The sequence below is a fragment of the Arsukibacterium sp. UBA3155 genome (genome assembly GCA_002364615.1).
Classification (GTDB): domain Bacteria; phylum Pseudomonadota; class Gammaproteobacteria; order Enterobacterales; family Alteromonadaceae; genus Alishewanella.
The window spans coordinates 99,367-125,327 of the sequence record DEYP01000028.1 but is presented as its reverse complement, the minus strand read 5'-3'; the positions used below and the strand labels follow the sequence as shown (position 1 = coordinate 125,327).

29 protein-coding genes and 1 tRNA gene are annotated in these 25,961 nt (G+C 48.7%); 25 read left to right on the top strand and 5 right to left on the bottom strand.

Going from position 1 to position 25,961, the window contains the following annotated elements; genetic code table 11:
- Positions 1-203 precede the first annotated feature (203 nt).
- Positions 204-746, top strand: coding sequence for a DUF3016 domain-containing protein (locus B2X65_RS15770; protein ID WP_290614234.1), 543 nt, complete (start codon positions 204-206; stop codon positions 744-746).
- A 215-nt stretch (positions 747-961) separates the two neighbouring features.
- Positions 962-1,507, top strand: a complete 546-nt coding sequence (locus B2X65_RS15765) for a DUF3016 domain-containing protein (protein WP_290614233.1) — start codon at positions 962-964, stop codon at positions 1,505-1,507.
- Between the two features lie 134 nt (positions 1,508-1,641).
- Here the strand turns inward: B2X65_RS15765 and B2X65_RS15760 are convergent, their stop codons facing one another.
- Entirely contained in the window at positions 1,642-1,950 is a 309-nt protein-coding gene (locus tag B2X65_RS15760) for a prephenate dehydrogenase (protein ID WP_290614232.1), read from the bottom strand.
- A 176-nt stretch (positions 1,951-2,126) separates the two neighbouring features.
- On the opposite strand from B2X65_RS15760, the gene B2X65_RS15755 reads away from it, so the two are divergent.
- Complete coding sequence (locus B2X65_RS15755) at positions 2,127-2,537, top strand: MerC domain-containing protein (RefSeq protein WP_290614231.1); 411 nt, start codon at positions 2,127-2,129, stop codon at positions 2,535-2,537.
- A gap of 50 nt (positions 2,538-2,587) precedes the next feature.
- Positions 2,588-2,821, top strand: a complete 234-nt coding sequence (locus tag B2X65_RS15750; protein WP_290614230.1) for a hypothetical protein — start codon at positions 2,588-2,590, stop codon at positions 2,819-2,821.
- Between the two features lie 70 nt (positions 2,822-2,891).
- Here B2X65_RS15750 and B2X65_RS15745 read toward each other — a convergent pair whose 3' ends face one another.
- From B2X65_RS15745 to rsgA, 3 genes are all read right to left on the bottom strand, one after another.
- A complete protein-coding gene (locus B2X65_RS15745; RefSeq protein ID WP_290614228.1) occupies positions 2,892-3,590 on the bottom strand; it encodes a glycerophosphodiester phosphodiesterase in 699 nt (232 codons plus the stop codon).
- A 155-nt stretch (positions 3,591-3,745) separates the two neighbouring features.
- The gene (gene asd / locus B2X65_RS15740; RefSeq protein ID WP_290614226.1) at positions 3,746-4,603 is read right to left on the bottom strand and encodes an archaetidylserine decarboxylase; all 858 of its coding nucleotides are present in this window, start codon (positions 4,601-4,603) and stop codon (positions 3,746-3,748) included.
- Positions 4,604-4,621: 18 nt separating this feature from the next.
- On the bottom strand, positions 4,622-5,656 hold the full coding sequence (gene rsgA / locus B2X65_RS15735) for a small ribosomal subunit biogenesis GTPase RsgA (RefSeq protein WP_290614223.1): 1,035 nt from the start codon (positions 5,654-5,656) through the stop codon (positions 4,622-4,624).
- A 112-nt stretch (positions 5,657-5,768) separates the two neighbouring features.
- Here rsgA and orn point away from each other — a divergent pair, with 112 nt between their 5' ends.
- From orn to B2X65_RS15720, 3 genes are all read left to right on the top strand, one after another.
- Positions 5,769-6,320 carry an oligoribonuclease gene (gene orn / locus B2X65_RS15730; RefSeq protein ID WP_290614221.1) on the top strand — a complete coding sequence of 184 codons (552 nt, stop codon included), beginning with the start codon at positions 5,769-5,771 and terminating at the stop codon, positions 6,318-6,320.
- A 66-nt stretch (positions 6,321-6,386) separates the two neighbouring features.
- Positions 6,387-6,462 (top strand) — tRNA-Gly (locus tag B2X65_RS15725).
- 87 nt (positions 6,463-6,549) lie between these two features.
- Positions 6,550-6,750 carry a DUF1289 domain-containing protein gene (locus B2X65_RS15720; protein ID WP_290614219.1) on the top strand — a complete coding sequence of 67 codons (201 nt, stop codon included), beginning with the start codon at positions 6,550-6,552 and terminating at the stop codon, positions 6,748-6,750.
- Here the strand turns inward: B2X65_RS15720 and queG are convergent.
- Complete coding sequence (gene queG, locus B2X65_RS15715; protein ID WP_290614217.1) at positions 6,719-7,852, bottom strand: tRNA epoxyqueuosine(34) reductase QueG; 1,134 nt, start codon at positions 7,850-7,852, stop codon at positions 6,719-6,721. The genes B2X65_RS15720 and queG overlap by 32 nt on opposite strands.
- Positions 7,853-8,078: 226 nt before the next feature.
- Between queG and tsaE the strand changes: the two genes are divergently transcribed.
- The 18 genes from tsaE to rplI all read left to right on the top strand — a co-directional run bounded on the left by tsaE (position 8,079) and on the right by rplI (position 25,866).
- Positions 8,079-8,588, top strand: coding sequence for a tRNA (adenosine(37)-N6)-threonylcarbamoyltransferase complex ATPase subunit type 1 TsaE (gene tsaE / locus B2X65_RS15710; RefSeq protein WP_414631426.1), 510 nt, complete (start codon positions 8,079-8,081; stop codon positions 8,586-8,588).
- Between the two features lie 49 nt (positions 8,589-8,637).
- Positions 8,638-9,882: an N-acetylmuramoyl-L-alanine amidase gene (locus tag B2X65_RS15705; RefSeq protein ID WP_290614215.1), complete on the top strand. Its 1,245-nt coding sequence runs from the start codon at positions 8,638-8,640 to the stop codon at positions 9,880-9,882.
- 2 nt (positions 9,883-9,884) lie between these two features.
- Positions 9,885-11,621 carry a DNA mismatch repair endonuclease MutL gene (mutL, locus tag B2X65_RS15700; protein WP_290614213.1) on the top strand — a complete coding sequence of 579 codons (1,737 nt, stop codon included), beginning with the start codon at positions 9,885-9,887 and terminating at the stop codon, positions 11,619-11,621.
- Complete coding sequence (gene miaA / locus B2X65_RS15695; RefSeq protein ID WP_290614211.1) at positions 11,618-12,544, top strand: tRNA (adenosine(37)-N6)-dimethylallyltransferase MiaA; 927 nt, start codon at positions 11,618-11,620, stop codon at positions 12,542-12,544. Before mutL ends, miaA begins: the two co-directional genes overlap by 4 nt.
- Before the next feature lie 90 nt (positions 12,545-12,634).
- A complete protein-coding gene (gene hfq / locus B2X65_RS15690) occupies positions 12,635-12,898 on the top strand; it encodes an RNA chaperone Hfq (RefSeq protein WP_019675926.1) in 264 nt (87 codons plus the stop codon).
- An 18-nt stretch (positions 12,899-12,916) separates the two neighbouring features.
- Positions 12,917-14,212 carry a ribosome rescue GTPase HflX gene (gene hflX / locus B2X65_RS15685; protein ID WP_290614207.1) on the top strand — a complete coding sequence of 432 codons (1,296 nt, stop codon included), beginning with the start codon at positions 12,917-12,919 and terminating at the stop codon, positions 14,210-14,212.
- A 41-nt stretch (positions 14,213-14,253) separates the two neighbouring features.
- Entirely contained in the window at positions 14,254-15,393 is a 1,140-nt protein-coding gene (gene hflK / locus B2X65_RS15680; RefSeq protein WP_290614205.1) for an FtsH protease activity modulator HflK, read from the top strand.
- A gap of 3 nt (positions 15,394-15,396) precedes the next feature.
- Positions 15,397-16,278, top strand: a complete 882-nt coding sequence (hflC, locus tag B2X65_RS15675) for a protease modulator HflC (RefSeq protein ID WP_290614203.1) — start codon at positions 15,397-15,399, stop codon at positions 16,276-16,278.
- Between the two features lie 82 nt (positions 16,279-16,360).
- On the top strand, positions 16,361-17,524 hold the full coding sequence (locus B2X65_RS15670; RefSeq protein ID WP_290614201.1) for an aminotransferase class V-fold PLP-dependent enzyme: 1,164 nt from the start codon (positions 16,361-16,363) through the stop codon (positions 17,522-17,524).
- Between the two features lie 117 nt (positions 17,525-17,641).
- Complete coding sequence (locus tag B2X65_RS15665) at positions 17,642-18,937, top strand: adenylosuccinate synthase (protein ID WP_290614199.1); 1,296 nt, start codon at positions 17,642-17,644, stop codon at positions 18,935-18,937.
- A 76-nt stretch (positions 18,938-19,013) separates the two neighbouring features.
- Entirely contained in the window at positions 19,014-20,330 is a 1,317-nt protein-coding gene (locus tag B2X65_RS15660) for a S41 family peptidase (RefSeq protein ID WP_290614197.1), read from the top strand.
- A 123-nt stretch (positions 20,331-20,453) separates the two neighbouring features.
- Positions 20,454-21,080: a tetratricopeptide repeat protein gene (locus B2X65_RS15655; RefSeq protein WP_290614195.1), complete on the top strand. Its 627-nt coding sequence runs from the start codon at positions 20,454-20,456 to the stop codon at positions 21,078-21,080.
- A 68-nt stretch (positions 21,081-21,148) separates the two neighbouring features.
- The gene (rnr, locus tag B2X65_RS15650; protein ID WP_290614193.1) at positions 21,149-23,515 is read left to right on the top strand and encodes a ribonuclease R; all 2,367 of its coding nucleotides are present in this window, start codon (positions 21,149-21,151) and stop codon (positions 23,513-23,515) included.
- Positions 23,516-23,552: 37 nt separating this feature from the next.
- Entirely contained in the window at positions 23,553-24,284 is a 732-nt protein-coding gene (rlmB, locus tag B2X65_RS15645) for a 23S rRNA (guanosine(2251)-2'-O)-methyltransferase RlmB (protein WP_290614191.1), read from the top strand.
- 165 nt (positions 24,285-24,449) lie between these two features.
- Positions 24,450-24,845 (top strand): 30S ribosomal protein S6, encoded by a 396-nt coding sequence (rpsF, locus tag B2X65_RS15640; protein ID WP_290614189.1) that lies wholly within the window; start codon positions 24,450-24,452, stop codon positions 24,843-24,845.
- A gap of 5 nt (positions 24,846-24,850) precedes the next feature.
- A complete protein-coding gene (gene priB, locus B2X65_RS15635; RefSeq protein ID WP_046554379.1) occupies positions 24,851-25,156 on the top strand; it encodes a primosomal replication protein N in 306 nt (101 codons plus the stop codon).
- An 11-nt stretch (positions 25,157-25,167) separates the two neighbouring features.
- On the top strand, positions 25,168-25,395 hold the full coding sequence (gene rpsR, locus B2X65_RS15630; RefSeq protein WP_008218940.1) for a 30S ribosomal protein S18: 228 nt from the start codon (positions 25,168-25,170) through the stop codon (positions 25,393-25,395).
- An 18-nt stretch (positions 25,396-25,413) separates the two neighbouring features.
- The gene (gene rplI / locus B2X65_RS15625; RefSeq protein ID WP_290614181.1) at positions 25,414-25,866 is read left to right on the top strand and encodes a 50S ribosomal protein L9; all 453 of its coding nucleotides are present in this window, start codon (positions 25,414-25,416) and stop codon (positions 25,864-25,866) included.
- Positions 25,867-25,961 lie beyond the last annotated feature (95 nt).

Genomic DNA, 25,961 nt, shown 5'->3' with positions numbered 1-25,961 from the left:
GGCATGGGCGGTATGGGCGGCATGATGTAACTTAGCGCCGCTGCTACAAAAAAGCTCCCGCGTAACAACGGGGGCTTTTTTTATGACTTGATAAACCGAACCTGTACTAAACTTAACACTGGGTTTGAGGTCATAGTGTGATAAGCGCGTTGTTCTACCATGTTCTACAACGCCTGGTTAAACTGAATTAACAGGAGGCGAAAATGAAAACATTTCTGATAGCACTGCTTACGCTAGCCGTTTCGGCACCCGCACTAAGTAGTAATGAGGCGGGAGCCAGCGTTGAGCTTAAATTTCAGGAACCCAAAAAGTTCACTGATATCCGCGCGGCAAATGGCACGCGAGGAAAGTTCACAGAGCGGGTACAGCATAATTTTGAAGAGTTTTTTCAGGACATGGCCAGTGAATTGCCGGCAGGCTACAGCTGGAATATTACTGTTACCGACATTGACTTAGCGGGTGACGTTGACTATTTCATCGGCGGCGCGGGCAACCCCTTGCGCGTTGTCAAAGAAATACATTCACCGGCCATCACGTTCAGCCATGTTTTACTTGATCATGAAGGTGAAGAAGTCGTTAGTGCTGAAGAAAAGTTACGCGATATGGGATTTATGCAAACCCTTCGCTCGGTCAACGATAGCGACCCCTTCCGTTATGAAAAGCAAATGCTGACAGACTGGTTTCAGAAGGAAATAGAGCCGATAGTTAAGGATTACGCAAAAATGCAGTCAAACGTCAGCCATTAATAGCTAACCCGCTATGGTATTGCTGCTTTCTACAACATTATACAAATTGAGCAGGGTATTGATACAAATTTATACAGCACCAGATGTCCCTTGTGATCTATAGTGTGGCGGTAAAGAAGCCTTGTTATTAGCGTCATTGAGGTTTAACAATATCGTGCACTCCGGCAAGGGCAGTAATAATGCTGCAAGCTCGGGTGACAGCGTGGGAGGTGGTTATGAAAACATGGTTGATAGCAGTAATTGCACTGGCATGGGCAGTGCCGGCGATGAGTAACGATAAAGCCAGCGCGGAATTGGAACTATCCTGGCACGAGGTGGAAAAGTTTACGGACATGCGGGCGGCCAATGACACACGCAGCCGTTTCCACGAGCGGGTACAACGCAATTTTGAAAAGTATTTTCAGGAAATGGCCAATAAATTGCCAGAGGGTTATAGCTGGCAAGTAACGGTAACTGACGTTGATCTGGCGGGTGAGGTCGATTACTTTGCCACCAATACGGGGCAGGCAATCCGGGTTATTAAAGAGGCTAATTCACCGGCAATCCGCTTTAATCATTTGCTGCGCGATCAATATGGTGAAGAGGTTGTCAGCGGCGAAGAGCGTTTGCGTGACATGGGGTTTATGATGCGGATGACGCCGCGCGGTCATACACCTGAATTTGCGTTCGAACGTGAAATGTTGCAAGACTGGTTTAAACAAGAGCTGCAACCTAAGCTTAGCCAACATGCCGCCTTACCGCCCAAGGTAAGCCAACCCTAGTTACAATAGGGCTAAATACAAGTGTTAAATGCGTAATGTAAGCCAGTATTGAAGCCAAGAGAAAAGCCCTGCAACTGCAGGGCTTTTTAATAACTATCGTGGATAGCGTTTTCGATTTGCCTTTTAAGCTGAGACTATTTACTCACAGCTGATCGAAACTCGGCCAGTGTTTTGTGAAGCAACTGCAATTGCTTTACTACTCGTGCCAGGGTGGCGGTGTTAAACTGCTGACTTTGCCGGATAGCTGCCACCTGTTCGGCGGCTTCACTTAAGTAAGGCATGAAGCGGTTACTGTTGACACTAAAATCACTGCTGGCAGGGAAGATACTTTGGTGTTTCGCCTGGCCTTGCTGTTGCAATTGCTCTAGCAGCGCATCTGCATCCAGTGCTTTGCGATACAGCTCTTTTAAGTTTTCATCAAGTTGAGACAGAAGGGAGTCCATAGCAGGCCCGGTTAAATTATCATGGCGTTATTATGCCACAGGCCAGCAACGGAATCAGCACTCTGCACCGGCATTGGCCGTCGGTTACTTAAACAAATTTGAGCTAACACGTTTCAAAGTGTTTTGATTTGTTATATTATATCGTTTTAGTGATTTCAACACAGCGGGTTCATATTGTGTTAGCCAAGACCAGAGTGTTATTTGATAAAGTCGGTATTACCGTGACGTCGCTGTGTGCGATTCACTGTATTTTGCTGCCGGTTTTGTTACCGTTGCTCCCACTCCTTGGCTTAACGGTGAGTCACAACCATGCCTTCGAACGGCTAATGTTGTTGTTTACTATGGTGCTGGGCTTTGTGGCACTGTTTATTGGGTTTCACCGCTATCATCGAAAGCTGTACCCTTTTTACTCATTATTTTTAGGTGTTTTTATCTACTGGCAGCGAGATGTATGGGGCCATCAGTACGAACATGTAGTATTAGTAATTGGCGCATCTCTGGTGGTGCTGGCACATGTGATGAACATGCGATTATGCAGCCAGTGTGAAAGCTGCGACACCGAACATCACGCCGACGAACCCGCTTAAACAGCGGGTTTTTGTTTATGTGGCTTTATAATACTCAGTAGAGGAACATTATGAACATTGAGATGGGTGGGTATAATTCAGTAGTTATTGTGGTCTTAGCGTTACTCTATTTCACAGTAGTTGTGCGTTTAAGTAATTACCTGGGCGAACGTAAAACCGAAACTCCTACAATATGCGCTGTCGTTGGATTTGGCTTGGCTTTTGTACCGCCTTTGTTGTTGATTTATCTGGCGCTGCTGGTGCTTAAACCTGATATCAAAACACAACTGCAAGATCTTAGATAATTTAGTCTGTGCAATTAGTCCTGGTATAACGTGTACTGGGGCTTTTAAAACCGATACTGCTCATCGTTATTTATATCTTTTCATTCAACCACATCTTGCTGCGGGCAGGAAAATTACTGAAAATACCATCCACGCCATAATCTTGTAAACGACTGATATCGTCGCTTTGGTCAACCGTGTACACGAACACTTTCAAACCGCGTGCTTTGGCATCATTAACCATCGCCTGATTAATAAAGCTGACATCACAATTAACCGAATAGGCCTGCAACTGGCTGGCAAAAGCGGCGTAATCGACTGGCAGGCTGGCGGTTAGCGCGCCGAGTTTTAAATCGGGTCGCTCACGCTTTAGTGTCGCAAGTAAATGATGGTTAAATGATGATATTTGCAGCTGCTGACAGTCAAACCCAAGTTGCAGCTCAGCTTTTGTCAGCAACGCCAGTAGTGGCGCGACAGTGTTATCACCTTTAAGCTCGATATTCAGCCAGCATTTGCCATGGGTAAGCTCAAGCACCTGCCACAAAGTGGGAATGCGCTGGCCCCGGCCGGCATCCAGTTGCATTAGCTCGGCCAGACTATATTGATAAATGCTGCCGGTACCATTGGTGGTGCGCGCTAGATGGTGGTCGTGAATAACAATCAGCTCGCCCTGCACCGCAAATACGTCTATCTCAATAGCGTCAGCACCCTGCGTAATGGCTTGCTCAATAGCCAGCAGGGTGTTCTCGGGATAATCGCCGCTGGCGCCGCGATGGGCGATGATTTGCATAAAGCGATCTCCGTTTCTCCGTAAATTGTCTGCCACTTCGTACGTTTCTGCTGTGACACGCCGTGAACCCATCCATGGGGGCTCGTTTCCGCCCATCCGGGGCTGCAACGGTCACAGCAGAAAGTATCTACGCGTCAGCCAGTATTATTGAACTATCAGGTTAGGTCTGCAAAAGGCGCACCCATGCGGGTGACAGTGCCTGGCTGCTGGTCGGCCAGAAAATCGACTTTGCCCTCAGGGAACGCCAACACTACGGTCGAGCCCAGTTTAAAGCGACCCATTTCGGCGCCTTTTTCCAGTTTAACAGCGGTATTGCCCTTTGCCGGGTAACTCCAGCGGAAAATATTTTTACCAGCAGGTGGGGTAACGGTACCTGCCCAGACGGTTTCAATGCTGGCGACAATAGTCGCGCCTACCAGAACCAGTGCCATAGGGCCAAATTCAGTATCAAAAATAGTGACGACGCGCTCGTTAAGAGCAAATAAGTCTTTAACGCATTCAGCGGTTAATGGGTTTACAGAGAACAGCTCGCCTGGGATGTAGATCATCTCGCGCAGGGTGCCGCTTACCGGCATATGAATGCGGTGGTAATCTTTAGGTGCAAGGTAAATAGTAGCAAAAGTGCCGCCAGCAAAGGGCGCTGCAGTTTGCTCCAGGCCACCTAGCAAGTTTTGTAGCGAGTAATTATGATGTTTGGCCTGGACCAGTTTGCCATCGACAATGGGGCCGAGCTGGCTTATTGCGCCATCGACCGGATGCGCGACAATATTTGGCTCGCTGGCCAATGGCCTGATACCGTCTTTTAGCGGCCGGGTAAAAAACTCATTAAAACTGGCATAATCTTGGGGCCGTTCCAGTTGCGCTTCGCTCATATCAATGTTGTAGGCTTTAATAAAACGCTTAATCAGAAAATGGCTGAACCAACCCAGTTTTGCTGCGGCTATTTTGCCAGCCAGGCGCGAGATCAGATGTTTTGGCATCAGGTACTGCAGCGTAATTTTTACTTTATCCATTGGATACTAACCTTACCGTTAAAAATAATTGGGTTTATCCTGCGCCATACTGGCCAGGATTTTTAAATAGCTGTCATAGCGCGCTTCGCTGATATCACCCTGCTGCACGGCATGCTGAATGGCACAGCCCGGGTCGTTAACATGCTTACAATCCCGGAATTTGCAGCGACCAAGCCAGGGTTGAAACTCGACAAAACCTTCGGTCACTTCTTCGGCACTTAAATGCCAGAGCGCAAACTCACGAATACCCGGTGAGTCGATTAAATCACCGCCTTCGGGAAGATGATATAACCGTGACACGGTAGTGGTATGCTGACCTAAACCTGAGTTTTCCGACACTTCACGGGTAGCGGCACTCAGGCCCGGCATCAGGTTATTCATCAGTGACGATTTACCAACACCTGACTGGCCAACAAAAATGCTGGTGCCACTGTGTATTTGTTGTAATAGTTCAGGCATACCCTGACCAGACTTTGCACTGACTAAAAGGTAATCATAGCCAATGTTGCGGTACAAGCTAAGTTGCTCGTTAAGTTGCTGGTGTTGCTGTTCATCCAGCAAGTCAACTTTGTTTATCACCAACAAGGGCTTGATGTGGGTCATTTCTGCGGCAACTAAATAGCGGTCGATGATATTAAGCGACAGTGCCGGTAAAATGGCTGAAACTATAATCATTAAATCAATATTAGCAGCGACCGGTTTTAAGCCGTCATAAAAATCAGGGCGCAATAGCACGGAGCTTCGGTCTTCTACTGCGTCAATAACGCCATCAATACTACCGGTGCCTTGTCTGGCGCGGCGCCACACCACCTTATCGCCGGTAACCACTGAGCTGATAGTACGGCGCATACTGCAACGCACTACGTCGCCCTGGCTGTCTTCAATATCCGCATGCTGGCCAAAGCGGCTTAACACCAAACCTGGCTCGGCAGCCAGTAATACGTCGTCATCCCATTGCTCGGCTTTGGCTTTTTTATTGCCACGCAGCCGTTTTTGCTCATTCTGAGCAATCCGGTCTGTCTGGCGCTTAGTCAGGTGCTTTTTTTTGGTCACGTGCTGGTTTTACCATTGTGCGCATTCAGGCGCTTTCAGTGTTAAGCTTAAGGCGTGTATCATACCTGCAATCTTAATTTGAACAAAGCAGCGCGCACTGAAGGATAGAGATATGGCAACATCTGACACCAATTTAATCTGGCTTGATTTGGAAATGACCGGGCTGGAACCTAAAACCGATGTTATTTTAGAAATGGCGACGGTCGTTACCGACAGCCAGCTTAATATTCTGGCCGAAGGCCCGGTATTTGCGATAAGTACGTCAGCCCAGATCCTGGATAATATGGACCCCTGGTGTGTTGAACAACATGGTAAAAGTGGTTTAACGGCCCGTTGTCTTGCCAGCAAAATAAGCCTGGCTGAGGCAGAGAAGCAAACAATTGCGTTTTTAAGTCAGTATGTGGCAAAAGGTAAGTCGCCAATGTGCGGTAACAGTATTGGTCAGGATCGGCGGTTTTTAGCGGAGTATGCACCCGAGCTGGAAAAGTTTTTTCATTACCGTAATCTGGATGTCAGTACTGTGAAGGAGTTGGCAAGACGCTGGCATCCTGAGGTACTGAACAAAGTACAAAAAGCGGGCAGCCATCTGGCACTGGACGACATTCGTGAGTCAATTGCTGAATTAGTAACCTATCGTCAATATTTTTTCAAATTACCAGCATAAAGTACTTGCATAAGCCTGCTGATTTTGTAAAATGCGCGCCATCACAACGCATCAGCGTTGACCGATGCGAGTATAGCTCAGCTGGTAGAGCGCGACCTTGCCAAGGTCGAGGTCACGAGTTCGAACCTCGTTACTCGCTCCAAAAATTCGAACAAAAAGCCGCTTTTTAGCGGCTTTTTGTTTTTTAATTATTTGCTACACTCAACTTAAATTGTCGAAATGAGCAGATATGGTCGAATCGCCTTGTGTTCGAAATTGTTGTCTGGATCAGTATGAGCGCTGTTTAGGCTGCGGCCGGCTGCTTGCCGAGATACTGGAGTGGCATCAGGCTTCAGAGCAACGAAAGCAACAGATTGTCCTGCTGGCGCATCAGCGTCTAGCAATAAAACAGGCTCGCTTCACGCATCCCGCGGCAAACCCTTCTGAATAATTCTTATCAGTCTTTCGGTTGGTCGAGGTAGTAAATTATCTGCCTGCCAGCTTTTACGTTTTTGTTGGGCCAGTGCCCAGTCTATGTGTTCAGTGACTAATTCAGAACTGTGCGCTCTGGCTTGCTGAAGGGCAGTGATGATTTCCAGCTGATAGGGTGCGTTGCCTAAAGCGACTGCAATATTACGTTGCCAGCGTTCATAACCAATACGTCGGATAGCGCTGCCTTCGGTTTGGCGTAAAAAGGTCGCTTCGTCCCAGGCAAATAGTTGTAGCAAGTCCTGATCCTGCCATTGCACCCTGCGCTGAAAATCACTCTCTATGCTTAGTGGCGCCTCACGGTTTTGTGGGCAGACCAGCTGACAATCGTCGCAGCCATAAATTCGGTTGCCCATTAGCGGGCGCAGCGCCTCGGGAATGGCAGTTTTCAGCTCAATGGTAAGATAGGAAATACAACGACGACCATCGACCACATAGGGCGCCACTATGGCGCCGGTCGGACAACTGGTGATGCAGGCGACGCAGCTGCCGCAGTCGCCCTGGTGAGGCTCATCTACCGGTAACGGAATATCCACTAACAGTTCACCCAGAAAGAACCAGGAACCGCCATCATGGTTTAGCAACAAGCTGTGCTTGCCAATCCAACCCAAACCTGCGCGCTGCGCCAGCGGGCGCTCCAGCACTGGTGCGGAGTCAACAAAAGGACGGAAATTCAGTTCTGGTATTTCTGTGCTGATTTTAACAGCAAGCTGCTTTAAGCGGTTTCGCACCAATTTATGGTAATCGCGCCCCAGCGCATAGCGACTGATGTACGCTTTGGCGGGATCGGCCAGGTTAGTGGCAAAGCCAGCTTTTTCCGGCAGATAGTCCATTCTGACACTAAGCACTCTTAAGGTGCCTGGCAATAGCTCTGTGGGGCGGGCACGCATTAAACCATGTTCTGCCATATAGTGCATATCGCCGTGGTAATCGTTATTTAACCACGCTTGCAACCTGGGTTCTTCTGCGGATAAGTCCGTTGCGGTGATGCCCAGTTGCTGAAACCCCAGCTCCAGTGCCCATTGCTTTATCCGCCTGGCAAGCTGCGGGTAGTCGATAGCCATTGATGTGGTTCCCCGGACAGTATCTGATTTAAAATCGACAGCACTTTACCATGGCGCTTCAGTGCTCGGGAACCGCTCATTCATTTTCTGGTCAGAGAGTTCAGGTCACACTATAGATACAAGCACCGATACAAGCGCAGTTTTGCTGGCCGCGCTTTGTGTTAGTTTGTTAACATAGCGGTATAACTGCGCAAGCTGAGCAAAAATCAACTGAGATAAAGGTAACGTGGCTACTGAAAATTTAATTAAAAGCGCTGACGCACAAACTTCGGAATGGTTAAAAGTACTGGCGGATGAGACTGCCACGTTAAACCTGGCATCCCGACTGGCGACGTACGTGCAGGGCGGGCAGGTTATTTTTTTACGGGGTAGCCTCGGAGCAGGTAAAACAACCTTCAGCCGTGGTTTGTTGCAGGCGCTGGGTCATCAGGGTAATGTAAAAAGCCCTACTTACACTCTGGTTGAACCGTACCAGTTATCCGGGCTAACCGTGTATCATTTTGATTTATACCGGCTGGCCGATCCGGAGGAGCTGGAGTTTATGGGTATCCGGGATTATTTCAATAATCAGAGTTTGTGTATACTGGAATGGCCAGAGCAGGGACAGGGATATTTACCTGAGCCTGATCTGAACATACACTTACGTTATCTGGACTCGCAACGCCAGATAGAGATACGTGCTGGCACCGCCGCTGGCCGCGCTATAATAGATGCAATAAGAGATGATGAAAAATAATAATAAATTTCTTAGCTGCGCCGGGTTAGCCATATTATGGTTTTTTTCTGTGTGTAGTAATGCAAGTAACCAGGTGCAGAGCATCCGGATTTGGCCATCCCCTGATAATACCAGGGTGGTTTTTGATTTGCAGGCCGCCCCACAATACAAAAGTTTCAGCCTGGAGAACCCAGACCGCCTGGTCATCGATTTAAGCAATATTGGCGGTGGCAACGCCTTGCCGCAGCTTGATGGCGACTCCCAACTGATCAAAGCCATTCGCAGCAGTGGCGACGATAACAGTATGCGAATTGTGCTGGACTTAGCCAGTAAGGTGACACCGACTGTATTTGCCCTTACGCCTACAGCACCTTATGGTCACCGGCTGGTGATAGATTTACCGGATAGCCAGCGGAAAGAAGCCCGGCCACCAGTCAGCATTCGTGCGGCCCGGGATATCATTATCGCTATTGATGCCGGGCATGGCGGAGAGGACCCCGGCTCTATTGGCCCAAGCGGCACTTATGAGAAAAACCTGACCTTACCGATTGCTAATATTCTGGCGGAACTGATCAACAAAGAACCGGGCATGCGCGCAGTGATGGTTCGTACCGGTGATTACTTTATTCATGTTAACCGACGCACTGAAGTGGCTCGCGGTCAACAGGCCGATTTGCTTGTCTCTATTCATGCAGACGCCTTTACGTCGCCACAGCCTAAAGGCGCCTCCGTATGGGTGTTGTCATTACGCCGGGCGACTACAGAAGTGGGCCGGATGCTTGAGCAAACCGAACGCCACTCTGAATTACTGGGCGGTGTGGCAGAGATCATCCGCGATTCAGCCAACGAGCGTTATCTGGCGCAAACGGTACTGGATTTGTCGATGAATCACTCGATGGTGACCGCTTACCAGGCAGCGAATCAGGTGTTAGCCGAACTGGGTAAGATGACCTCATTACATCAGGCGAAACCGCAGGCGGCCAGTTTAGGTGTTTTAAAGTCGCCGGATATTCCGTCCATTCTGGTAGAGGTCGGTTTTATTTCCAACCCCAAAGAGGAAAAGCAACTGCGCTCGGCCAGTCATCAGACCCGGTTAGCGCAATCATTGCATCGGGCGCTGAAACGTCATTTTGAGCTGGCGCCGCCAGCGGACTCTTTGTTTGCTCAGCAACGCAGTCGCGAGCACAAGGTGCAGGCGGGTGAGTCTTTATCGTTGCTGGCGCAGCGGTATGATGTCTCTGTTGATGCACTACGCAACCACAACCGGTTGGCGAACGACAGTATCCGGATTGGTCAGGTATTGCGGATCCCCTGAACATGACCATTAAAATTCTCGCGCCGCAACTGGCGAACCAGATAGCTGCAGGTGAAGTGGTAGAAAGGCCCGCATCGGTAGTTAAAGAGCTGGTGGAGAACAGCCTTGATGCTGGCGCCAGCCAGATTGAGATTGATATCGACAAGGGTGGCAGTAAGCTTATCCGCATCCGTGACAATGGCTCTGGTATTGCAGAACACGAGCTGGTACTGGCGTTAAGCCGTCATGCTACCAGTAAAATCAGTGATTTGGATGATTTAGCACAAATAACTAGTCTGGGGTTTCGCGGCGAAGCATTAGCCAGTATCAGCTCAGTCTCGCGCCTGACACTCACCTCTAAACCCGCCGGGCAAACGGCGGCATGGCAAGCTCAGGCTGAAGGCCGTGACATGGCGGTCACAGTAAAACCGGCGGCACACCCTGATGGTACCAGCATTGAAGTGGTCGATCTGTTTTTCAATACGCCGGCTAGGCGCAAGTTTTTACGTACGGATAAAACTGAGTTTTCTCATATTGATGAGCTGGTAAAGCGGCTGGCGCTCAGCCGGTTCGATGTAAGCTGGCAATTAACCCACAATGGCCAGCATGTCCGGCGTCTGCCGCACGCCAACACTGCTCAGACCCGGCAAAAACGAGTGGCAATGCTCTGTGGCAAAGTGTTTGCTGAACAAGCCGCTTATATAGAAAACAACTGCGGCGCGATCAAACTCAGTGGTTGGATCCTGGCGCCACAGGCGTGCCAAAACCAGACCAGCTGCCAGTATAGTTACGTTAATGGCCGCATGATGCGTGATAAGTTGTTAAACCATGCTATCCGCCAGGCTTATGGTGAGCGTTTAACACCAGAGCAGCAACCTGGATTTGTGTTGTACCTGGAGATTGCCCCCTCTGAGGTTGATGTGAATGTTCACCCGGCCAAACATGAAGTACGTTTTCATCAGGCTCGCCTGGTGCACGATTTTGTGGTCAGCGCACTGACTGATGCGCTAAGCCAGTTAACAGAGACGCAGCCATTAGCGCCACAACAGGTCGCCAATACGGCAGCGGCTTATCAAGTGTCAGCGGTGTCAGGGGGCTCTGCCGCCAGACAATGGGAAATGGTTCCGGATGCAATGCCATCTGCAGCTGGCAGGGCTGCAAGATCTGAAATGGTAAGCCAGAGCCAGACCAGACAGCAATTACAGTATTTGCAAGGCCAACATGCAACCGTGAATGCTGATGCCGCTGTGAAGATAAAAACCCGGCTACTTATGCTGCCTGCAGGGCAGGGCTGTGCCATTGCTCAGGGGCCCGATGGTCTGGTGTTACTGGATTTAGCCGCCAGCCTGGCTGCTCATTGGCTTAATGACCCCACGCAGGCACCGTTGTTGCTGCCACTGCGGCTACCCATCACCGATACTGAAAAACAGCAGTTACTTTCCGCCGCCAGTTTATTGCAGCAACTTGGGTTTAATATCCTGATACAGGAAAGTACAGCCATTGTCAGAGCCGTTGCACCCTGGCTACGCTCAACCTCAATCAGCCAGTGGTTTTTGACATTATTACCAGTATTACAGCCAGCAAATCCGGTGAAAAGCAGCCGGGAAATATTGTCTATGCTACTTTCATCTTATTGGCTGACCGAGGCTGTGCTGCTAGACTATTTTGCCACCACGTTAACGGATAGCGATAATTGGCTGGCGGTGCCGTTAGACTTGAGTAGCAGTATTCAGGCGTTAATTCAGCAAGGGCAGTCATGAGAAACCCCACCCCGGTTATTTTTATTATGGGGCCGACCGCCTCAGGTAAAACGGCATTAGCCATGGCGTTGCTGCAACATCTGGCAGCAGAGCTAATCAGTGTTGACAGTGCCTTGATATATCGCGGTATGAATATTGGCACTGCCAAACCGACGGCAGAGGAGTTGCTGCTGGCACCGCATCATTTACTGGATATTATGGAGCCATGTCAACGTTATTCAGCGGCCGATTTTCGGGACGATGCGCTAAGGTTAATCAGTGAGATCCAGCAGCGGGGGAAAATACCAATATTAGTCGGTGGCACCATGCTATATTTTAAAGCGTTGCTTGAAGGTATTTCACCATTACCACCTGCTAATCCGCAGGTGAGAGCAAAAATAGAGCAAGAAGCTGCGAATGAGGGATGGCATGCGCTGCACCAACAGTTACAGCAGCTAGACCCGGTTGCTGCGGCGCGTATTCACCCAAATGATCCACAACGAATTAGCCGTGCCCTAGAGGTATACCGGCTAACCGGCAGCACCATGACAGAATTAACTGCACAAAAAGGGGAACCTTTTCCCTTTAAAGTACACCAATTTGCCATTGCGCCGACTGATCGCGCGTTATTGCATCAGCGTATTGCCGACAGGTTCCAACTGATGCTGGACAATGGTTTCGAACAGGAAGTCGCTTTGTTAAAGAGTCAGGGGCAGCTACATGCCGATTTACCGTCGATGCGATGTGTCGGTTATCGTCAGGTCTGGCAATATCTGGATGGTGAGTTCAGTTATGATGAGATGGTGGCAAAAGGTATTGCTGCCACCCGGCAGCTGGCCAAGCGTCAGCTGACCTGGTTGAGGGGTTGGCCAGAGGTTAATTGGTTGAAAAGTGAAGCTGAACCGGCAGAAAACTTGCAAGCGGTACTTTCTTCGCTAAGCTAAAGAAGACAGAAAAAAAGTTAGCTTTAACAACTTGAAATAAAAAAAATAATACCTATATACAGGTTACTAATAAAAAAAGGAAAGCGGCACATGGCAAAGGGCCAATCTTTACAAGATCCATTTTTAAACACCTTAAGACGAGAGCGCATTCCGGTCTCTATTTATCTGGTGAATGGAATTAAGCTGCAAGGGCAAATTGAATCGTTCGATCAATTCGTCATTTTGCTGAAAAATACAGTAAGCCAAATGGTTTATAAACATGCTATTTCCACCGTTGTGCCATCCCGCGCCGTCAACACCATGGTTAGTCATGGAGCTGGTCAAAGCGACAGCGAAGGCGAGGACGTGGAATAAAACCAGGAGCAATAGCGCTTGTTTGACTTAGCCGAGCTTGCAGAACAAGCCATTCTGGTTCATGTAAACTTTCCGCAAGAACATAGCAATGAAGATTTGCAGGAGCTTACCATGTTGGTGGCTTCTGCGAATGTAACTGCTATGCACACTATGACTGCGAACCGGCGTGCGCCTGACACGAGATTATTCGTCGGTTCAGGTAAAGCCGAAGAAATTAAAGCCGCTGTTGAACAGTTTTCTGCCTCTGTGGTTATCTTTAATCATATTTTAAGCCCCAGCCAAACCCGTAACCTTGAACATTTACTGCAAGCCAGAGTAATCGACCGCACGACGCTGATTTTGGATATATTTGCGCAACGTGCCCGTACCTATGAAGGTAAATTACAGGTTGAGTTAGCGCAGTTACAGCATCTGGCATCCCGTTTGGTTCGCGGTTGGGATAATGCCGAGCGTCAAAAAGGGGGTATCGGTTTACGGGGGCCGGGTGAAACCCGGCTGGAGACGGATCGACGTTTGTTGCGTGAGCGGGTCAAGGCACTGTTACAACGTCTTGATAAAATTAGCCAGCAACGTGAACAGGGCCGTAAATCACGCCAGCGCAGCGCGACCCCGGTGGTCTCCATCGTAGGCTACACCAATGCCGGTAAGTCGACGTTATTTAACCGGTTAACTCAGGCCAGCGTTTACGCCGCCGACCAACTTTTTGCCACCCTTGATCCGACATTGCGTCAGGTTAAACTTGAGAATTTCGGGTCAATAGTTCTGGCTGATACGGTCGGTTTTATTCGCCATTTACCACACAATCTGGTAGCGGCGTTTAAATCAACGTTGCAGGAAACCCGTGACGCCGATTTACAATTACATGTGATTGATGGCGCCGACCCTCGCAAAGAAGAAAACATGGTTTCGGTACAACAAGTGTTAAGCGATATTGACGCTGATGACGTTGTGCAGTTGCAGGTTTTTAATAAAGTAGACCAGATGGGTCAGTCTGCCCGTATAGACTACGGTGATGATGGACTGCCCAGAGCCGTTTACCTGTCGGCATTAACCGGCGAGGGCCTGGAGTTGTTACAACACGCCATTGCCAGTTTGCTGTCGACTGAGCATGTGCAGTTACGATTAGCTTTGCCACCGGATTGTCCGGCCTGGCGGGCAAAATTTCATGAACTTCAGGTCATTAGTGCCGAGCAATTTGATGACGAAGGTACTTGCTGGCTGGATATACGGTTGTCTGTGGCGCAATGGGCCCGTATGGTAAAGCAAAGCGATGGTGAACTGGAAAACTATATCGTCACAGCGCCTGATATTTGATACATTAACCGTTAATTTTAAAACTTGAGATGGAGTTAAACATGGCTTGGAATGAGCCGGGTAACAATGGTAAAAACAACGACCCCTGGAAACAGGGCGGTCGTGACCAGGGTCCACCCGATTTAGATGAAGTATTCCGCAATTTTGGTAAAAAATTTGGCGGTATTTTCGGTGGTGGTAATAAATCTTCAGGAAATGGCGCCTCAGCGGCATTTATCCTGATCCTGGTTATTGCTGCAGTCGTCTGGGCAATCAGCGGCTTTTACACCATTAAAGATGCAGAACGCGGTGTTATCCTGCGTTTTGGTCAGTACCATACTGAAGTGGGTGCTGGCATTCACTGGAAACCAACCTTTGTTGATACGGTAACGCCGGTAAACGTTCAGGAAGTGAAATCATTGCGCTCGGACGGCTTTATGCTGACCCAGGATCAAAATTTGGTGCGGGTCACTTTCGAGGTGCAGTACCGGATTTACAACGCACGTGACTATTTATTTTCAGTGGTAGATGCTGATCGTAGTTTAGGTGAAGCAACCGATGCAGCCTTAAGGTTCGTGATTGGTCATTCGATTATGGATGATGTACTGACCCGGGGCCGGGAAGTGGTTCGTCAAAACACCCGCCAGGAACTGGAGTCTATTATTGACCCTTATAACATGGGGTTGAATCTGGTTGATGTGAACTTCCGCGACGCGCGGCCACCAGAAGAAGTTCGAGATGCATTCGATGATGCCATCAAAGCTCAGGAAGACCAAGAGCGTTATGTGCAGGAAGCCCAGGCTTATGCACGAGAAATTGAACCTCGTGCTCGTGGACAGGTGAACCGGGTAATGCAGGAAGCGGAAGCTTACAAACAGCAAATTGTGTTAAAAGCGCAGGGTGAAGTTGCCCGCTTTGAACAGCTGTTACCAGAGTATCTGGCTGCGCCAAAAGTGACCCGCGACCGTTTGTATCTGGAAACCATGGAGTCGGTATACAGCAACACCTCCAAGGTGGTGGTTGATGTTAAAAACAGCAACAATATAATGTATTTACCGCTTGATAAGCTGATGAATCAATCGGGTAACAACAACAGCACTAGCAACACCGCTAATCCGCCACCCATGCCAGCGCGTAGCAATGACAGCACGCCGCAGCAGGACAGTTTGCGCAGTAGTTCGACACGTAGCGGGAGAGGTTAAGTTATGAAGAATTTTATTATCGCTATTATTGTTGTGGTGGCTATCATCGTTATCTCCGCGCTGTTTGTGGTGCCGGAGGGGAAGCGTGCTATCGTTACTCAGTTCGGTAAAATTCAGCGGGATGACGCCGGTCAGGTAGTGGTGTACGAGCCAGGTTTACACTTGAAAATGCCGATGATTGAAGTGGTACGCAAACTGGACTCCAGGATCCAGACTTTAGATGACCAACCCGATCGCTTTGTGACGGCAGAGAAGAAAGATTTGTTGGTAGACAGCTATGTTAAATGGCGGATCAAAGATTTTGGTGCCTATTTTCTGTCAACTGGCGGTATTACATCGCAGGCTGAAGTGCTGTTAAAACAGTATATTAATAACGGTTTACGGACAGAATTCGGTACCCGGACTATTCAGGAAATTGTGTCTGGCGAACGGACCCAATTAATGGAAAGTGCGTTGGCACAAGCCGGAGCTGCAGCAAATGAGCTGGGAATTGAAGTGATTGACGTGCGGGTAAAACAAATTAACCTGCCGACAGAAGTCAGTAGTTCAATTTTTGCAAGAATGAGAGCTGAACGTGATGCCGTAGCAAGAGAGCACCGTTCTCGTGGTATGGAAGAATCGGATATTATCCGGGCTGACGTAGATGCCAGAGTAACGATTATGCTGGCAGATGCGGAGCGTAATTCACGTTCTGTGCGTGGTCAGGGCGATGCCCAGGCTGCAAAAATTTATGCAGACGTATACAGTCGTAATGCTGAATTCTATTCTTTTGTCCGCAGCCTCGAAGCCTATAAAAAGAGCTTTAATGACAAGCAAGATATTATGGTAGTGCAGCCTGACAACGACTTCTTTAAATATATGACGTCGGATAAAGTGCAAAACTAACGAGTTCAATAGCTATATTTAAAAGGCCCGAGAGGGCCTTTTTTGTCTGAGCAATTTCTTCTCAAAGAAAAGCGGAGCCGCTATGTATCAACATTTTTATCAGCGTTTTTTGCAGGCCAACCCGGACAAGCAACATTTTGCCAGTCATTCCCATCATTACTGGCCTGATGTAACGCGCGAAGCCACCCTTGCCTACTGGGACGACAGTGCCAGTATGGTGGATGACAAGTGGCTGCACATCTTTGGGCAGGTGATCCCGCAAACGCAGCAATTGATCGCTGATATCCTGAATTTGCCTGCACCGGAGCAAATTGTTTTCGCTGGCAATACGCACGAATTAGTGATGCGGCTGTTTAGCTGTTTTGACCTGTCAAAACCACTTAACGTGCTTAGCACCGACAGTGAATTTTATAGCTTTCAACGCCAGGCAACACGTCTTGCTGAGTTTGATAACATCGAGCTGACGAGTGTTCCAACCGAACCTTTTGCCAGTTTTACTGAGCGTTTTATTGCCAAGGTAAAGATGGAACAGCCTGATATGGTGTTTTGTAGTCAGGTATTTTTTAACTCAGGATACGCAATAGCTGACTTACCTGCCTTTGTTCTGGCCGTGGCAGAGGTTACCGACGCCATGATAGTTATTGATGGCTATCATGGCTTTATGGCGTTGCCTACCGATTTGTCAGCCATTGCAGAGCGGGTGTTCTATCTGTCCGGTAGTTATAAATATGCTCAGGGTGGTGAAGGATGTTGTTTTATGGCTGTGCCCCCGGGGAATAATCAGCGGCCATGGTATACCGGCTGGTTTGCTGAGTTTGGCACACTGGCGGCTGAGAAGTCGGCTTTGGTGCTTTACAGTAATGATGGTAATCGTTTTGCCGGGGCTACCATGGATTATACTGCGTTGTACCGATTACATGCGGTACTGTTGCTGTTTAAAAAGCAGGGGATTACTGTTGGTAGAATTCATCAGTATGTTATGCAGCTGCAACAGGCGTTTCTTGCAGAGTTAAGCCGGCAACAGCATCCGCTGCTTAATCAGCAAAGCCTGCTGTTATATCGGCCTGATCAGCATGGCCACTTTTTTACCTTTAAGCTGGCAAGTACCAGCGAGGTTGCTGACTTAGCGGCATTTTTGAAAAATAATGGCGTTATTACCGACTACCGAACAGACCGTTTACGCTTTGGGTTTGGTTTATATCACAACAGTGACCAATTTGACTTATCCTGTTTGAAACGCGGTTAAAATACGCACGCAGAATCGAGCCGGATAAAAATTCGGCTTTTTTTTTGGCAACACAGCTGTAAGTTGGCTAGCGATTTGATAGAATCCTCGCCTAATTTTTTCCATGATGTAGGAACCATGGCCAAAAACGTCGTTGTGCTCGGCACTCAATGGGGTGACGAAGGAAAAGGTAAAATCGTTGACTTATTAACCGATAAGGCCAGTTATGTGGTGCGCTATCAAGGCGGTCACAATGCCGGTCATACTTTGGTTATTGACGGTGAGAAAACCGTATTGCATCTAATCCCCTCTGGCATTTTACGTGCTAATGTAAAATGTGTAATCGGTAATGGTGTTGTACTTTCCCCGGAAGCCTTTCTAAAGGAAATGACCATGCTGGAGCAGCGTGGCGTGCCGGTAAAAGAGCGGTTGTTGCTTAGTGAAGCCTGCCCATTGATCCTGCCTTTTCACGTGGCACTGGATGTGGCGCGGGAAAAAGCGCGTGGTGATAAAGCTATCGGTACTACCGGTCGTGGTATCGGTCCTGCGTATGAAGATAAAGTGGCACGCCGCGGTTTGCGGGTGGGTGACTTGTTTAATCCTGAATTGTTTGCTGAGAAACTTAAAGTGGTCATGGAGTTACATAACTTCACCCTTACTCAGTACTACAAAGTGGATGCCGTAGATTACCAGACTACACTGGATAACGCGCTGGCCATGGCTGACTTGCTGAAATCAATGGTAGTAGATGTCACCGATTTGCTGGATAAAGCCCGCAAGAATGGTGACAAAATCATGTTCGAGGGTGCGCAGGGAACCTTACTGGATATTGATCATGGTACTTACCCTTATGTTACGTCTTCTAACACCACCGCAGGTGGCGTAGCGACTGGCTGTGGTTTTGGACCACGCTACCTGGATTATGTGCTGGGTATCGTCAAAGCGTATACCACCCGGGTGGGCTCAGGCCCATTCCCTACCGAGCTTAATTGCGCAGTAGGTGAGCACCTGGGTGTTAAAGGCCACGAATTTGGGGCAACCACCGGTCGTAAACGCCGCACCGGTTGGTTCGATGCCGTAGCGGTGCGCCGTGCCGTGCAGCTGAATAGTATTTCTGGTTTTTGTTTAACAAAACTGGACGTGCTGGACGGTCTGGAGACACTAAGCATTTGTGTGGGCTATCAACAACCCGACGGCACCGTACTGGATACGCCACCACTGGCCGCCGAAGGCTATGAGCAGGTGACGCCGGTTTATGAAACTATGCCAGGCTGGTCTGACAATACTTTTGGTATTCAACAATTGGACAAACTACCTCAGGCAGCGCGCAACTATATCAGCCGTCTGGAGCAGCTGACCGGAGTACCCATTGACATTGTCTCTACCGGGCCGGACCGGGTGCAGACTATAGTGTTAACGCATCCGTTTGCTTAAGTCGCTCGTATAAAATAACGCTGCCATTTGGTGGCGTTTTTTTATACCCTGTGTTTATTGCAGCGGGAGGGCTCAAATGAATAAGCTTCTAATCAGTTTCCTTTGCCTGATGTTGGCAGCATGTGGCGGATCTGGCAGTGATGATGCTGCAAATAATAATATTGCCGAATGCGCCCGCACTGATATCAATAGTCAGGTGTACTGTAAGTTAGTGGCTGACTATCTCTGGTACGACGAATTAAAGACCGGTGTCGACCCCCTGGCGTTCAGTACCCCTTCTGCCTATCTAGATCAAGTCACTGCTGATCGTGATCGCTATAGTTTTATTATGACAGAGCAGCAGTATCAGGATCGTTATATCAATGCGGTGTTTTTCGGCTATGGTTTTGCAACTCAGCGAGCCGATAACAACACGGCACTGCAGGTGCTGTATGTTTTTGATGCGGGCTCAGCGGCTCAGCGAGGTCTGCGCCGTGCAGATAAAATAGTTGAGATCGACGGCATCAGTGTCGCAGAATGGTTATCCCGGCTGGATGCCGGTACTGCGACAAATGATGATATTTATGGTCCTAACGAAGAAGGTATAGTGCGGCGCTTTGTCTGGCTAAAGCCTGACAACAGTCAGCGCCAGGCAGATTTTGTAAAAAGCACCGTTAGTACCAACACCGTAATGCATCGTTCGGTGGCCCAGGTTGGCGATAAGAAGGTCGGCTATCTGGTTTTTAATACCTTTATCGAGCTATCTGAAATTGAGCTGGAGCAGGCTTTCAGTTATTTTGCCCGGGAACAAATCGACGAGCTGGTGCTGGATGTCCGTTACAATGGCGGTGGCTTAATCCGGGTAGCTAATCAGTTAAGTTCACATATTGCGTTTCCCAGGCTGCAAGGCAATATTTTTGTTAAATACCGTTACAATGATAAAAATACCCGAAAAAACAGCAGTGTTGGTTTTGCTTTGGGGGCCGGGCGAACCAACTTAAACTTACCACGGGTATTCGTGCTCACCACGCCGGGGAGCTGCTCTTCCAGTGAGCTGGTTATTAACGCTATGAGTCCTTTTATTGACGTTGTGCAAATAGGTGAAACGACCTGCGGCAAACCGGTAGGTCAGGTGCCAGACCAGGTAGGCGATTTCAGGTTGTTTGCCATTAATTTTCAAACAGTTAACGCTTTGGATTTCGGTGACTACTTTGACGGTTTGAGTCCGAACTGCCCGGTTACTGCCACGGTTGAAGGCGACTGGGGTGATAATGCAGACCCGTTGTACGCCGAGGCATTGGCGTATATTAACAATGACAGCTGTAGCGATGTAGCGGTAAGTGGTCAGCGCTTAGGCAAGCTGCCTTCTACTGAGCCAATACAGCCGCAATGGCTGCGCTACAACGAGCAATAATCGCACACCGCAGTACGTTACCGTGCAATCATCGTGCTGTTGTGGCGTAGTTTTTGCTTTATTTTTCGCATTGACAGACATTATCAATGTTCACTGCATAAACTAACGGTTATTTGACGCCCTATGAAAATGTTATTGATATTACCGGTTGCCGCGCTGCTAAGCTTATTGGCGAGCTCGCCTGTAACTGCGCAGCAAGCAGATGCGGTGCAGCTGTATAGCCAGGATGACCTGCTGGATCTTATTAAAACCAACAGTCACTTGCGCCAGGTGCGCTCTGACGACTGTCAGTTGGTGCAGGATATTGAAGCGCGGGCAGATATTATGCAGCTGCCGGCTTATCAGTTTTTGTATGGTGATATGTTGGCTTATGCGGTATGTGTGCCCCGTAACGTTGAGCGAGGCTGGGATTTAATGCTGCAATCTGCAGCGCAAGGCTTACCGGAAGCCCTGGAACAAGTGGGCCGCTATTATCATATTGGTCGCTTTGTTCAGGTAGATATTGATAAAGCGCTGGTGTACCTGCATGAAGCCGCGGCGATGGGCAACTTAAATGCCAAATTACGCTACGCTCAGTTGTTAGTTGACGGTTACGGTTCTCCGGTTGACTACGAACAAAGCTATCGCTGGTTACATCATGCCATTAGTGCAGACGCTAATACTCATGCTAGAATAACAAAACTGCTGCAACAGCTTGCCAAAAAGATGCCTGAACGGGTGGTGACCAACGCCAGAAGACCTGTCAAATGAAATTCATCCAATGTTTCTGCTTAGCTGTTACACTCATTACATGAAAATAGGAAATAAAAGTTTAATTAATGACGGTAAATGATCCGCATCTTGCGCGTGAGCAAGAAAAATACGACAACCCCATCCCCAGCCGGGAGTTTATCCTGGAGCATATCGAAAAGCGGCAACAACCTGCCTATTTTGATGAATTAGTTACCGAGCTTCGCCTGACTGATGATGATGCCATCTTTGCGCTGAAAAAACGCTTACGGGCGATGGAGCGTGATGGCCAGCTGATTTTCACCAAGAGTAAGCGATATGGTCTGGTTGATCATATGGATTTGGTAAAGGGTATAGTCATTGGCCACCGCGAAGGGTTCGGTTTCTTAAAGCTGGAGCAGGGCGGTCCGGATTGGTACCTGCCTTATCATGAAATGCAGCGGGTATTACCAGGCGATAAAGTGCTGGCAACCGCGGCAGCAATGAAGAGTAAAGATAAAGTTGAAGCCAGGGTGGTGCGGGTACTAGAACCCAGAAGCGAGCCTGTGGTGGGACGCTACTATAAAGATAACGCTGTATGTGTAGTGGTACCGGATGATCCGCGTATTACCCAGGATATTATGGTCCCGGAGGGCGAGCAGGGTGCCGCACGCCATGGCCAGATAGTACTGGTAGAAATTACTCAGCGCCCGTCAAAACGGGTTAGTGCGGTAGGAAAAGTTATTGAAGTGCTGGGTGAGCATATGGCGCCCGGTATGGAAATTGAAGTGGCTATTCGTAATCATCAAATTCCGCATGAATTCCCGCAGGCGGTGTTAGATCAAGTTTCTAAATACGGTGAGCAGGTTCCTGCAGAGGCGAAGCTGGGCCGGGTTGATTTGACTAAATTGCCACTGGTTACTATTGATGGTGAAGATGCCCGTGATTTTGACGATGCCGTATACGCCGAAGCCAAAGAAAATGGCGGCTGGAAACTGTGGGTAGCGATTGCCGATGTTAGTGCGTATGTCAAACCTGATACGCCACTGGATCGCAGCGCTTTAGAGCGCGGTAATTCGGTGTATTTTCCCGATCACGTAGTACCGATGTTACCTGAAGCGTTATCAAATGGTCTCTGCTCGCTAAATCCGCATACCGATCGGTTATGTTTTGTTGCGGAAATGCAGATTAGTAGCACCGGTAAGCTGGAGAGTTATCAGTTTTATGAAGCGGTGATGCATTCTGCCGCGCGTTTTACTTACAATAAAGTACATAAAATTTTGCAAGGCGACCCAGAACTTCGTCAGCAATATGATGCAAACCTGTCGAATTTAGAAACGCTGTACAGCTTATATAAAAAACTGGCTAAAGTACGTGGCCAGCGCGGCGCGATCGAGTTTGAAACGGTAGAAACCCGCTTTGTTTTTAACAGCCATCGTAAGATTGAACAAATAGTGCCAGTGCATCGCAACGAAGCCCATAAAATCATTGAAGAATGTATGATTATGGCCAATGTGGCTTCGGCCCGCTTTATTGAAAAACATGAAGCGCACGCATTGTTCCGGGTGCACGAGCGCCCTGACGGCGATCGCTTTGCCAACTTCCGGCGTTTTTTAGCTGAACTGGGCATTGAGGCAAATTTATCCAGCGAACCTACTCCACTGGAACTGACGCAGGTACTGGCCAGTCTGGCTGATCGTCCTGATCGGGAACTGATTGAAACGACCATGCTCCGCTCCATGAAACAAGCGGTGTATCAGGGAGATAATCAGGGACACTTCGGCCTGGCGCTGGAGGCCTATGCCCATTTTACCTCACCCATTCGCCGTTACCCTGATCTGGTGTTACACCGGGCGATTAAAGCCCTCTTACTCAAACAAAACCAGCAGGTGACAGGTGAGCGTGCTTACGGTGAAAAAGAAATAAGCCATTTTGGTGAGCAGTGCTCGATGACAGAGCGCCGTGCCGACGATGCCACGCGCGAAGTATCAGACTGGTTAAAATGTGAATATATGCAGGACCATCTTGGCACCGAATTCGAAGGTGTGGTGTCAACCGTCACCAACTTTGGTTTATTTGTAAGGCTTAGCGATTTATATATTGAAGGGCTGGTGCACGTCACCTCGCTGCAAAACGATTACTATCGTTTTGATGCTGAGCGTCAGGTGTTACTCGGTGAGCACAGTGGCGTTAGTTACCGGATGGGCGATCAGGTTAAAGTGAAAGTACTGGCCGTAAGCTTAGAGTCCCGCAAAATTGATTTAGCCGTAGTGGGCGAGCCAAAACATAATGTTTCCGGCCGGGCAGTCAAAGCCAGTCGCAATGCCGCTTTTGCCGAAAAAGACGCCAAGCCGGGCAGGCGCAGTAGCAAAACTCCCAGCAAAGGCGCAGCTAAACCCGCAGCAAAAAAGGCTGATAAACCGAAAGCAGCAAAAACTGCTGTTAAGAAACCACGGCGTAAAGCAAAAAAGTCTTAATATTGCCGACTAAATTATTAAAGAGAAACAACGTATAATGAGTGCAGATTTTGTATTTGGTATCCATGCGGTTAACGCCCTGTTAGAGCGGGCGCCGCAGGATATTTTAGAGCTGTTTATCATGAAGGACCGTGAAGACAAGCGCATGCAACCGTTGATTCAGCAGGCGCGCCAGAACGGAATTTCGGTACAGTTTTGTAACCGCAGAACCTTAGATGACATGGTCAGCGGCCAGCATCAGGGTATTGTTGCCAAGGCACGTTTAGCCAGCAGTGGTAATGAGAGCGATCTGGCAACCTTGCTGGAGCAAAAAGACAAGCCTTTTCTGCTGGTATTAGATGGCGTAACCGACCCGCATAACCTCGGTGCTATTTTGCGAAGTGCCGATGCCGCCGGCGTTCATGCGGTTATCTCACCGAAAGACAGATCTGCCAAGCTAACCTCTGTGGTGCGCAAGGTGGCGTGCGGTGCGGCTGAAGCAGTCCCTTTTATTACCGTCACCAATCTAGCCCGTACCCTGCGAGAGTTGCAGGATGCCGGAGTGTGGGTGGTCGGTGCCGCCGGTGAAACTGACACCACAATTTACCAGGCTGATTTTAAAGGTCCGCTGGCGTTGGTGATGGGCGCGGAAGGCGAGGGCTTACGCCGCTTAACCCGCGAAACCTGTGACAGTCTGGTAAAAATACCGATGTTTGGCAGCGTTTCCAGCCTTAATGTGTCGGTTGCTGCGGGTATTTGCTTATTCGAAGCAGTGCGCCAGCGAAGCTAAAATGTTTTAACTAGTTTGGGTTTTAAATTCTTTACTTTATATTCTGCTTGTTATTTACCCGCTAACTCCGTAAAATACGCGACCTTCGGCCATACACTCACGTTCCTTGCCTCTATGCGAGCCCGGCCGAGCTCACCCGAGGCTTACTAACCGTAAGGAGCTACAATGCGTCATTACGAAATCGTTTTTATGGTTCACCCTGATCAGAGTGAACAAGTGCCTGGTATGATTGAGCGTTACACAGGCTCAATCAAAGAAGCGGGCGGTACTATCCACCGTTTGGAAGATTGGGGCCGTCGTCAACTGGCTTACCCAATTCAAAAACTGCACAAAGCACACTACGTGTTGCTTAACGTGGAAGCACCACAAACAGTGATTGATGAGCTGGAAACTAACTTCCGTTACAACGATGCTGTATTACGTAACCTGATTATGCGCACTAACGGTGCCGTAGTTGAGCCATCTCCAATGGCTAAGGTACGTGAAGAGCGTTCACGTGACGACCGTCCTCGTGACCGTGCTCCTCGTGAATCAGAAGAGCAGGTAGAAAACGAAGAGTAAGTTTGATGGACAACATCATCGTGCTTAGTGGCGCCGTATGCCGGCACCCTGAACGCAGTGAGAGTCCGGCGGGAATACCGCACACTGTTATCACCGTAGAACACAGAAGCAATCAGCAGGAAGCCGGCCTTAACCGTCAGGCTTATGTCAGAATGCAGATAGTATTAAGTGGCACAGTGTTACATCAGCAAGCTCAAACTTTGACGTTGGGTAGCATGGTAAAGGTTAGCGGGTTTTTAAACCGGCACCAAAACCGCAGTGGTCAGGCAAAACTGGTACTGCACGCCCAGCAGATTGAACAAATAAGTTAGGAGACAGACAAATGTCACGTTTTTTCCGTCGCCGTAAATTCTGCCGTTTTTCTGCAGAAGGCACTGTAGAGATTGATTACAAAGATACCGCTGTTCTGAAAAACTATGTTACAGAAAGCGGCAAAATCGTACCTAGCCGTATTACTGGTACCAGCGCTAAGTATCAGCGTCAGCTGGCTCGTGCTATTAAGCGCGCTCGCTACCTGGCCTTGTTGCCGTACAGCGACTCACACAGCTAATACAGAAGGGGTATAAGTATGCAAGTTATTCTGTTAGACAAAGTCTCTAACCTTGGTGGTTTAGGTGACAATGTTTCTGTTAAGTCTGGTTATGCTCGTAACTTCTTATTCCCACAGGGTAAAGCAGTTCCGGCTAACAAAGCTAACACTGAAAAGTTTGAACAGCGTCGTGCTGAATTAGAAGCCAAAATGGCTGCTGATTTAACTGCCGCTAACGACCGCGCTGCTAAGCTGGCAGAACTGGCTGAAGTGACTATCGCTTCTAAAGCCGGTGACGAAGGCAAGCTGTTTGGTTCAGTAGGTACCCGCGATATCGCTGATGCCATTACTGAAGCGGGCGTAAAAGTATCTAAAGCTGAAGTGAAGTTACCTAACGGTACTTTACGTGAAACTGGTGAGTTCGATATCGATCTGCAGTTACACGCTGAAGTAGTAGCAACGATTAAAGTTGTTATTATCGCAGAAGCCTAAGGCTACTGGCGCACTGCCATGCGGTGCGCCAACCTCTTCCGCCGTTTTTCCCACCGTTACGCCCTTTCATTTTAAAAATAATCTCTACGTTGCTT

Coding starts and splice junctions, on each gene's coding strand:
- rplI (WP_290614181.1), top strand. CDS start 25,414: ATGCAAGTTATTCTGTTAGACAAAGTCTCTAACCTTGGTGGTTTAGGT.
- B2X65_RS15770 (WP_290614234.1), top strand. CDS start 204: ATGAAAACATTTCTGATAGCACTGCTTACGCTAGCCGTTTCGGCACCC.
- B2X65_RS15655 (WP_290614195.1), top strand. CDS start 20,454: ATGAAAATGTTATTGATATTACCGGTTGCCGCGCTGCTAAGCTTATTG.
- priB (WP_046554379.1), top strand. CDS start 24,851: ATGGACAACATCATCGTGCTTAGTGGCGCCGTATGCCGGCACCCTGAA.
- B2X65_RS15760 (WP_290614232.1), bottom strand. CDS start 1,950: ATGGACTCCCTTCTGTCTCAACTTGATGAAAACTTAAAAGAGCTGTAT.
- B2X65_RS15665 (WP_290614199.1), top strand. CDS start 17,642: ATGGCCAAAAACGTCGTTGTGCTCGGCACTCAATGGGGTGACGAAGGA.
- hflC (WP_290614203.1), top strand. CDS start 15,397: ATGAAGAATTTTATTATCGCTATTATTGTTGTGGTGGCTATCATCGTT.
- orn (WP_290614221.1), top strand. CDS start 5,769: ATGGCAACATCTGACACCAATTTAATCTGGCTTGATTTGGAAATGACC.
- rpsR (WP_008218940.1), top strand. CDS start 25,168: ATGTCACGTTTTTTCCGTCGCCGTAAATTCTGCCGTTTTTCTGCAGAA.
- B2X65_RS15670 (WP_290614201.1), top strand. CDS start 16,361: ATGTATCAACATTTTTATCAGCGTTTTTTGCAGGCCAACCCGGACAAG.
- B2X65_RS15745 (WP_290614228.1), bottom strand. CDS start 3,590: ATGCAAATCATCGCCCATCGCGGCGCCAGCGGCGATTATCCCGAGAAC.
- asd (WP_290614226.1), bottom strand. CDS start 4,603: ATGGATAAAGTAAAAATTACGCTGCAGTACCTGATGCCAAAACATCTG.
- B2X65_RS15720 (WP_290614219.1), top strand. CDS start 6,550: ATGGTCGAATCGCCTTGTGTTCGAAATTGTTGTCTGGATCAGTATGAG.
- mutL (WP_290614213.1), top strand. CDS start 9,885: ATGACCATTAAAATTCTCGCGCCGCAACTGGCGAACCAGATAGCTGCA.
- B2X65_RS15750 (WP_290614230.1), top strand. CDS start 2,588: ATGAACATTGAGATGGGTGGGTATAATTCAGTAGTTATTGTGGTCTTA.
- hfq (WP_019675926.1), top strand. CDS start 12,635: ATGGCAAAGGGCCAATCTTTACAAGATCCATTTTTAAACACCTTAAGA.
- B2X65_RS15765 (WP_290614233.1), top strand. CDS start 962: ATGAAAACATGGTTGATAGCAGTAATTGCACTGGCATGGGCAGTGCCG.
- miaA (WP_290614211.1), top strand. CDS start 11,618: ATGAGAAACCCCACCCCGGTTATTTTTATTATGGGGCCGACCGCCTCA.
- B2X65_RS15660 (WP_290614197.1), top strand. CDS start 19,014: ATGAATAAGCTTCTAATCAGTTTCCTTTGCCTGATGTTGGCAGCATGT.
- queG (WP_290614217.1), bottom strand. CDS start 7,852: ATGGCTATCGACTACCCGCAGCTTGCCAGGCGGATAAAGCAATGGGCA.
- rlmB (WP_290614191.1), top strand. CDS start 23,553: ATGAGTGCAGATTTTGTATTTGGTATCCATGCGGTTAACGCCCTGTTA.
- rnr (WP_290614193.1), top strand. CDS start 21,149: ATGACGGTAAATGATCCGCATCTTGCGCGTGAGCAAGAAAAATACGAC.
- hflK (WP_290614205.1), top strand. CDS start 14,254: ATGGCTTGGAATGAGCCGGGTAACAATGGTAAAAACAACGACCCCTGG.
- rpsF (WP_290614189.1), top strand. CDS start 24,450: ATGCGTCATTACGAAATCGTTTTTATGGTTCACCCTGATCAGAGTGAA.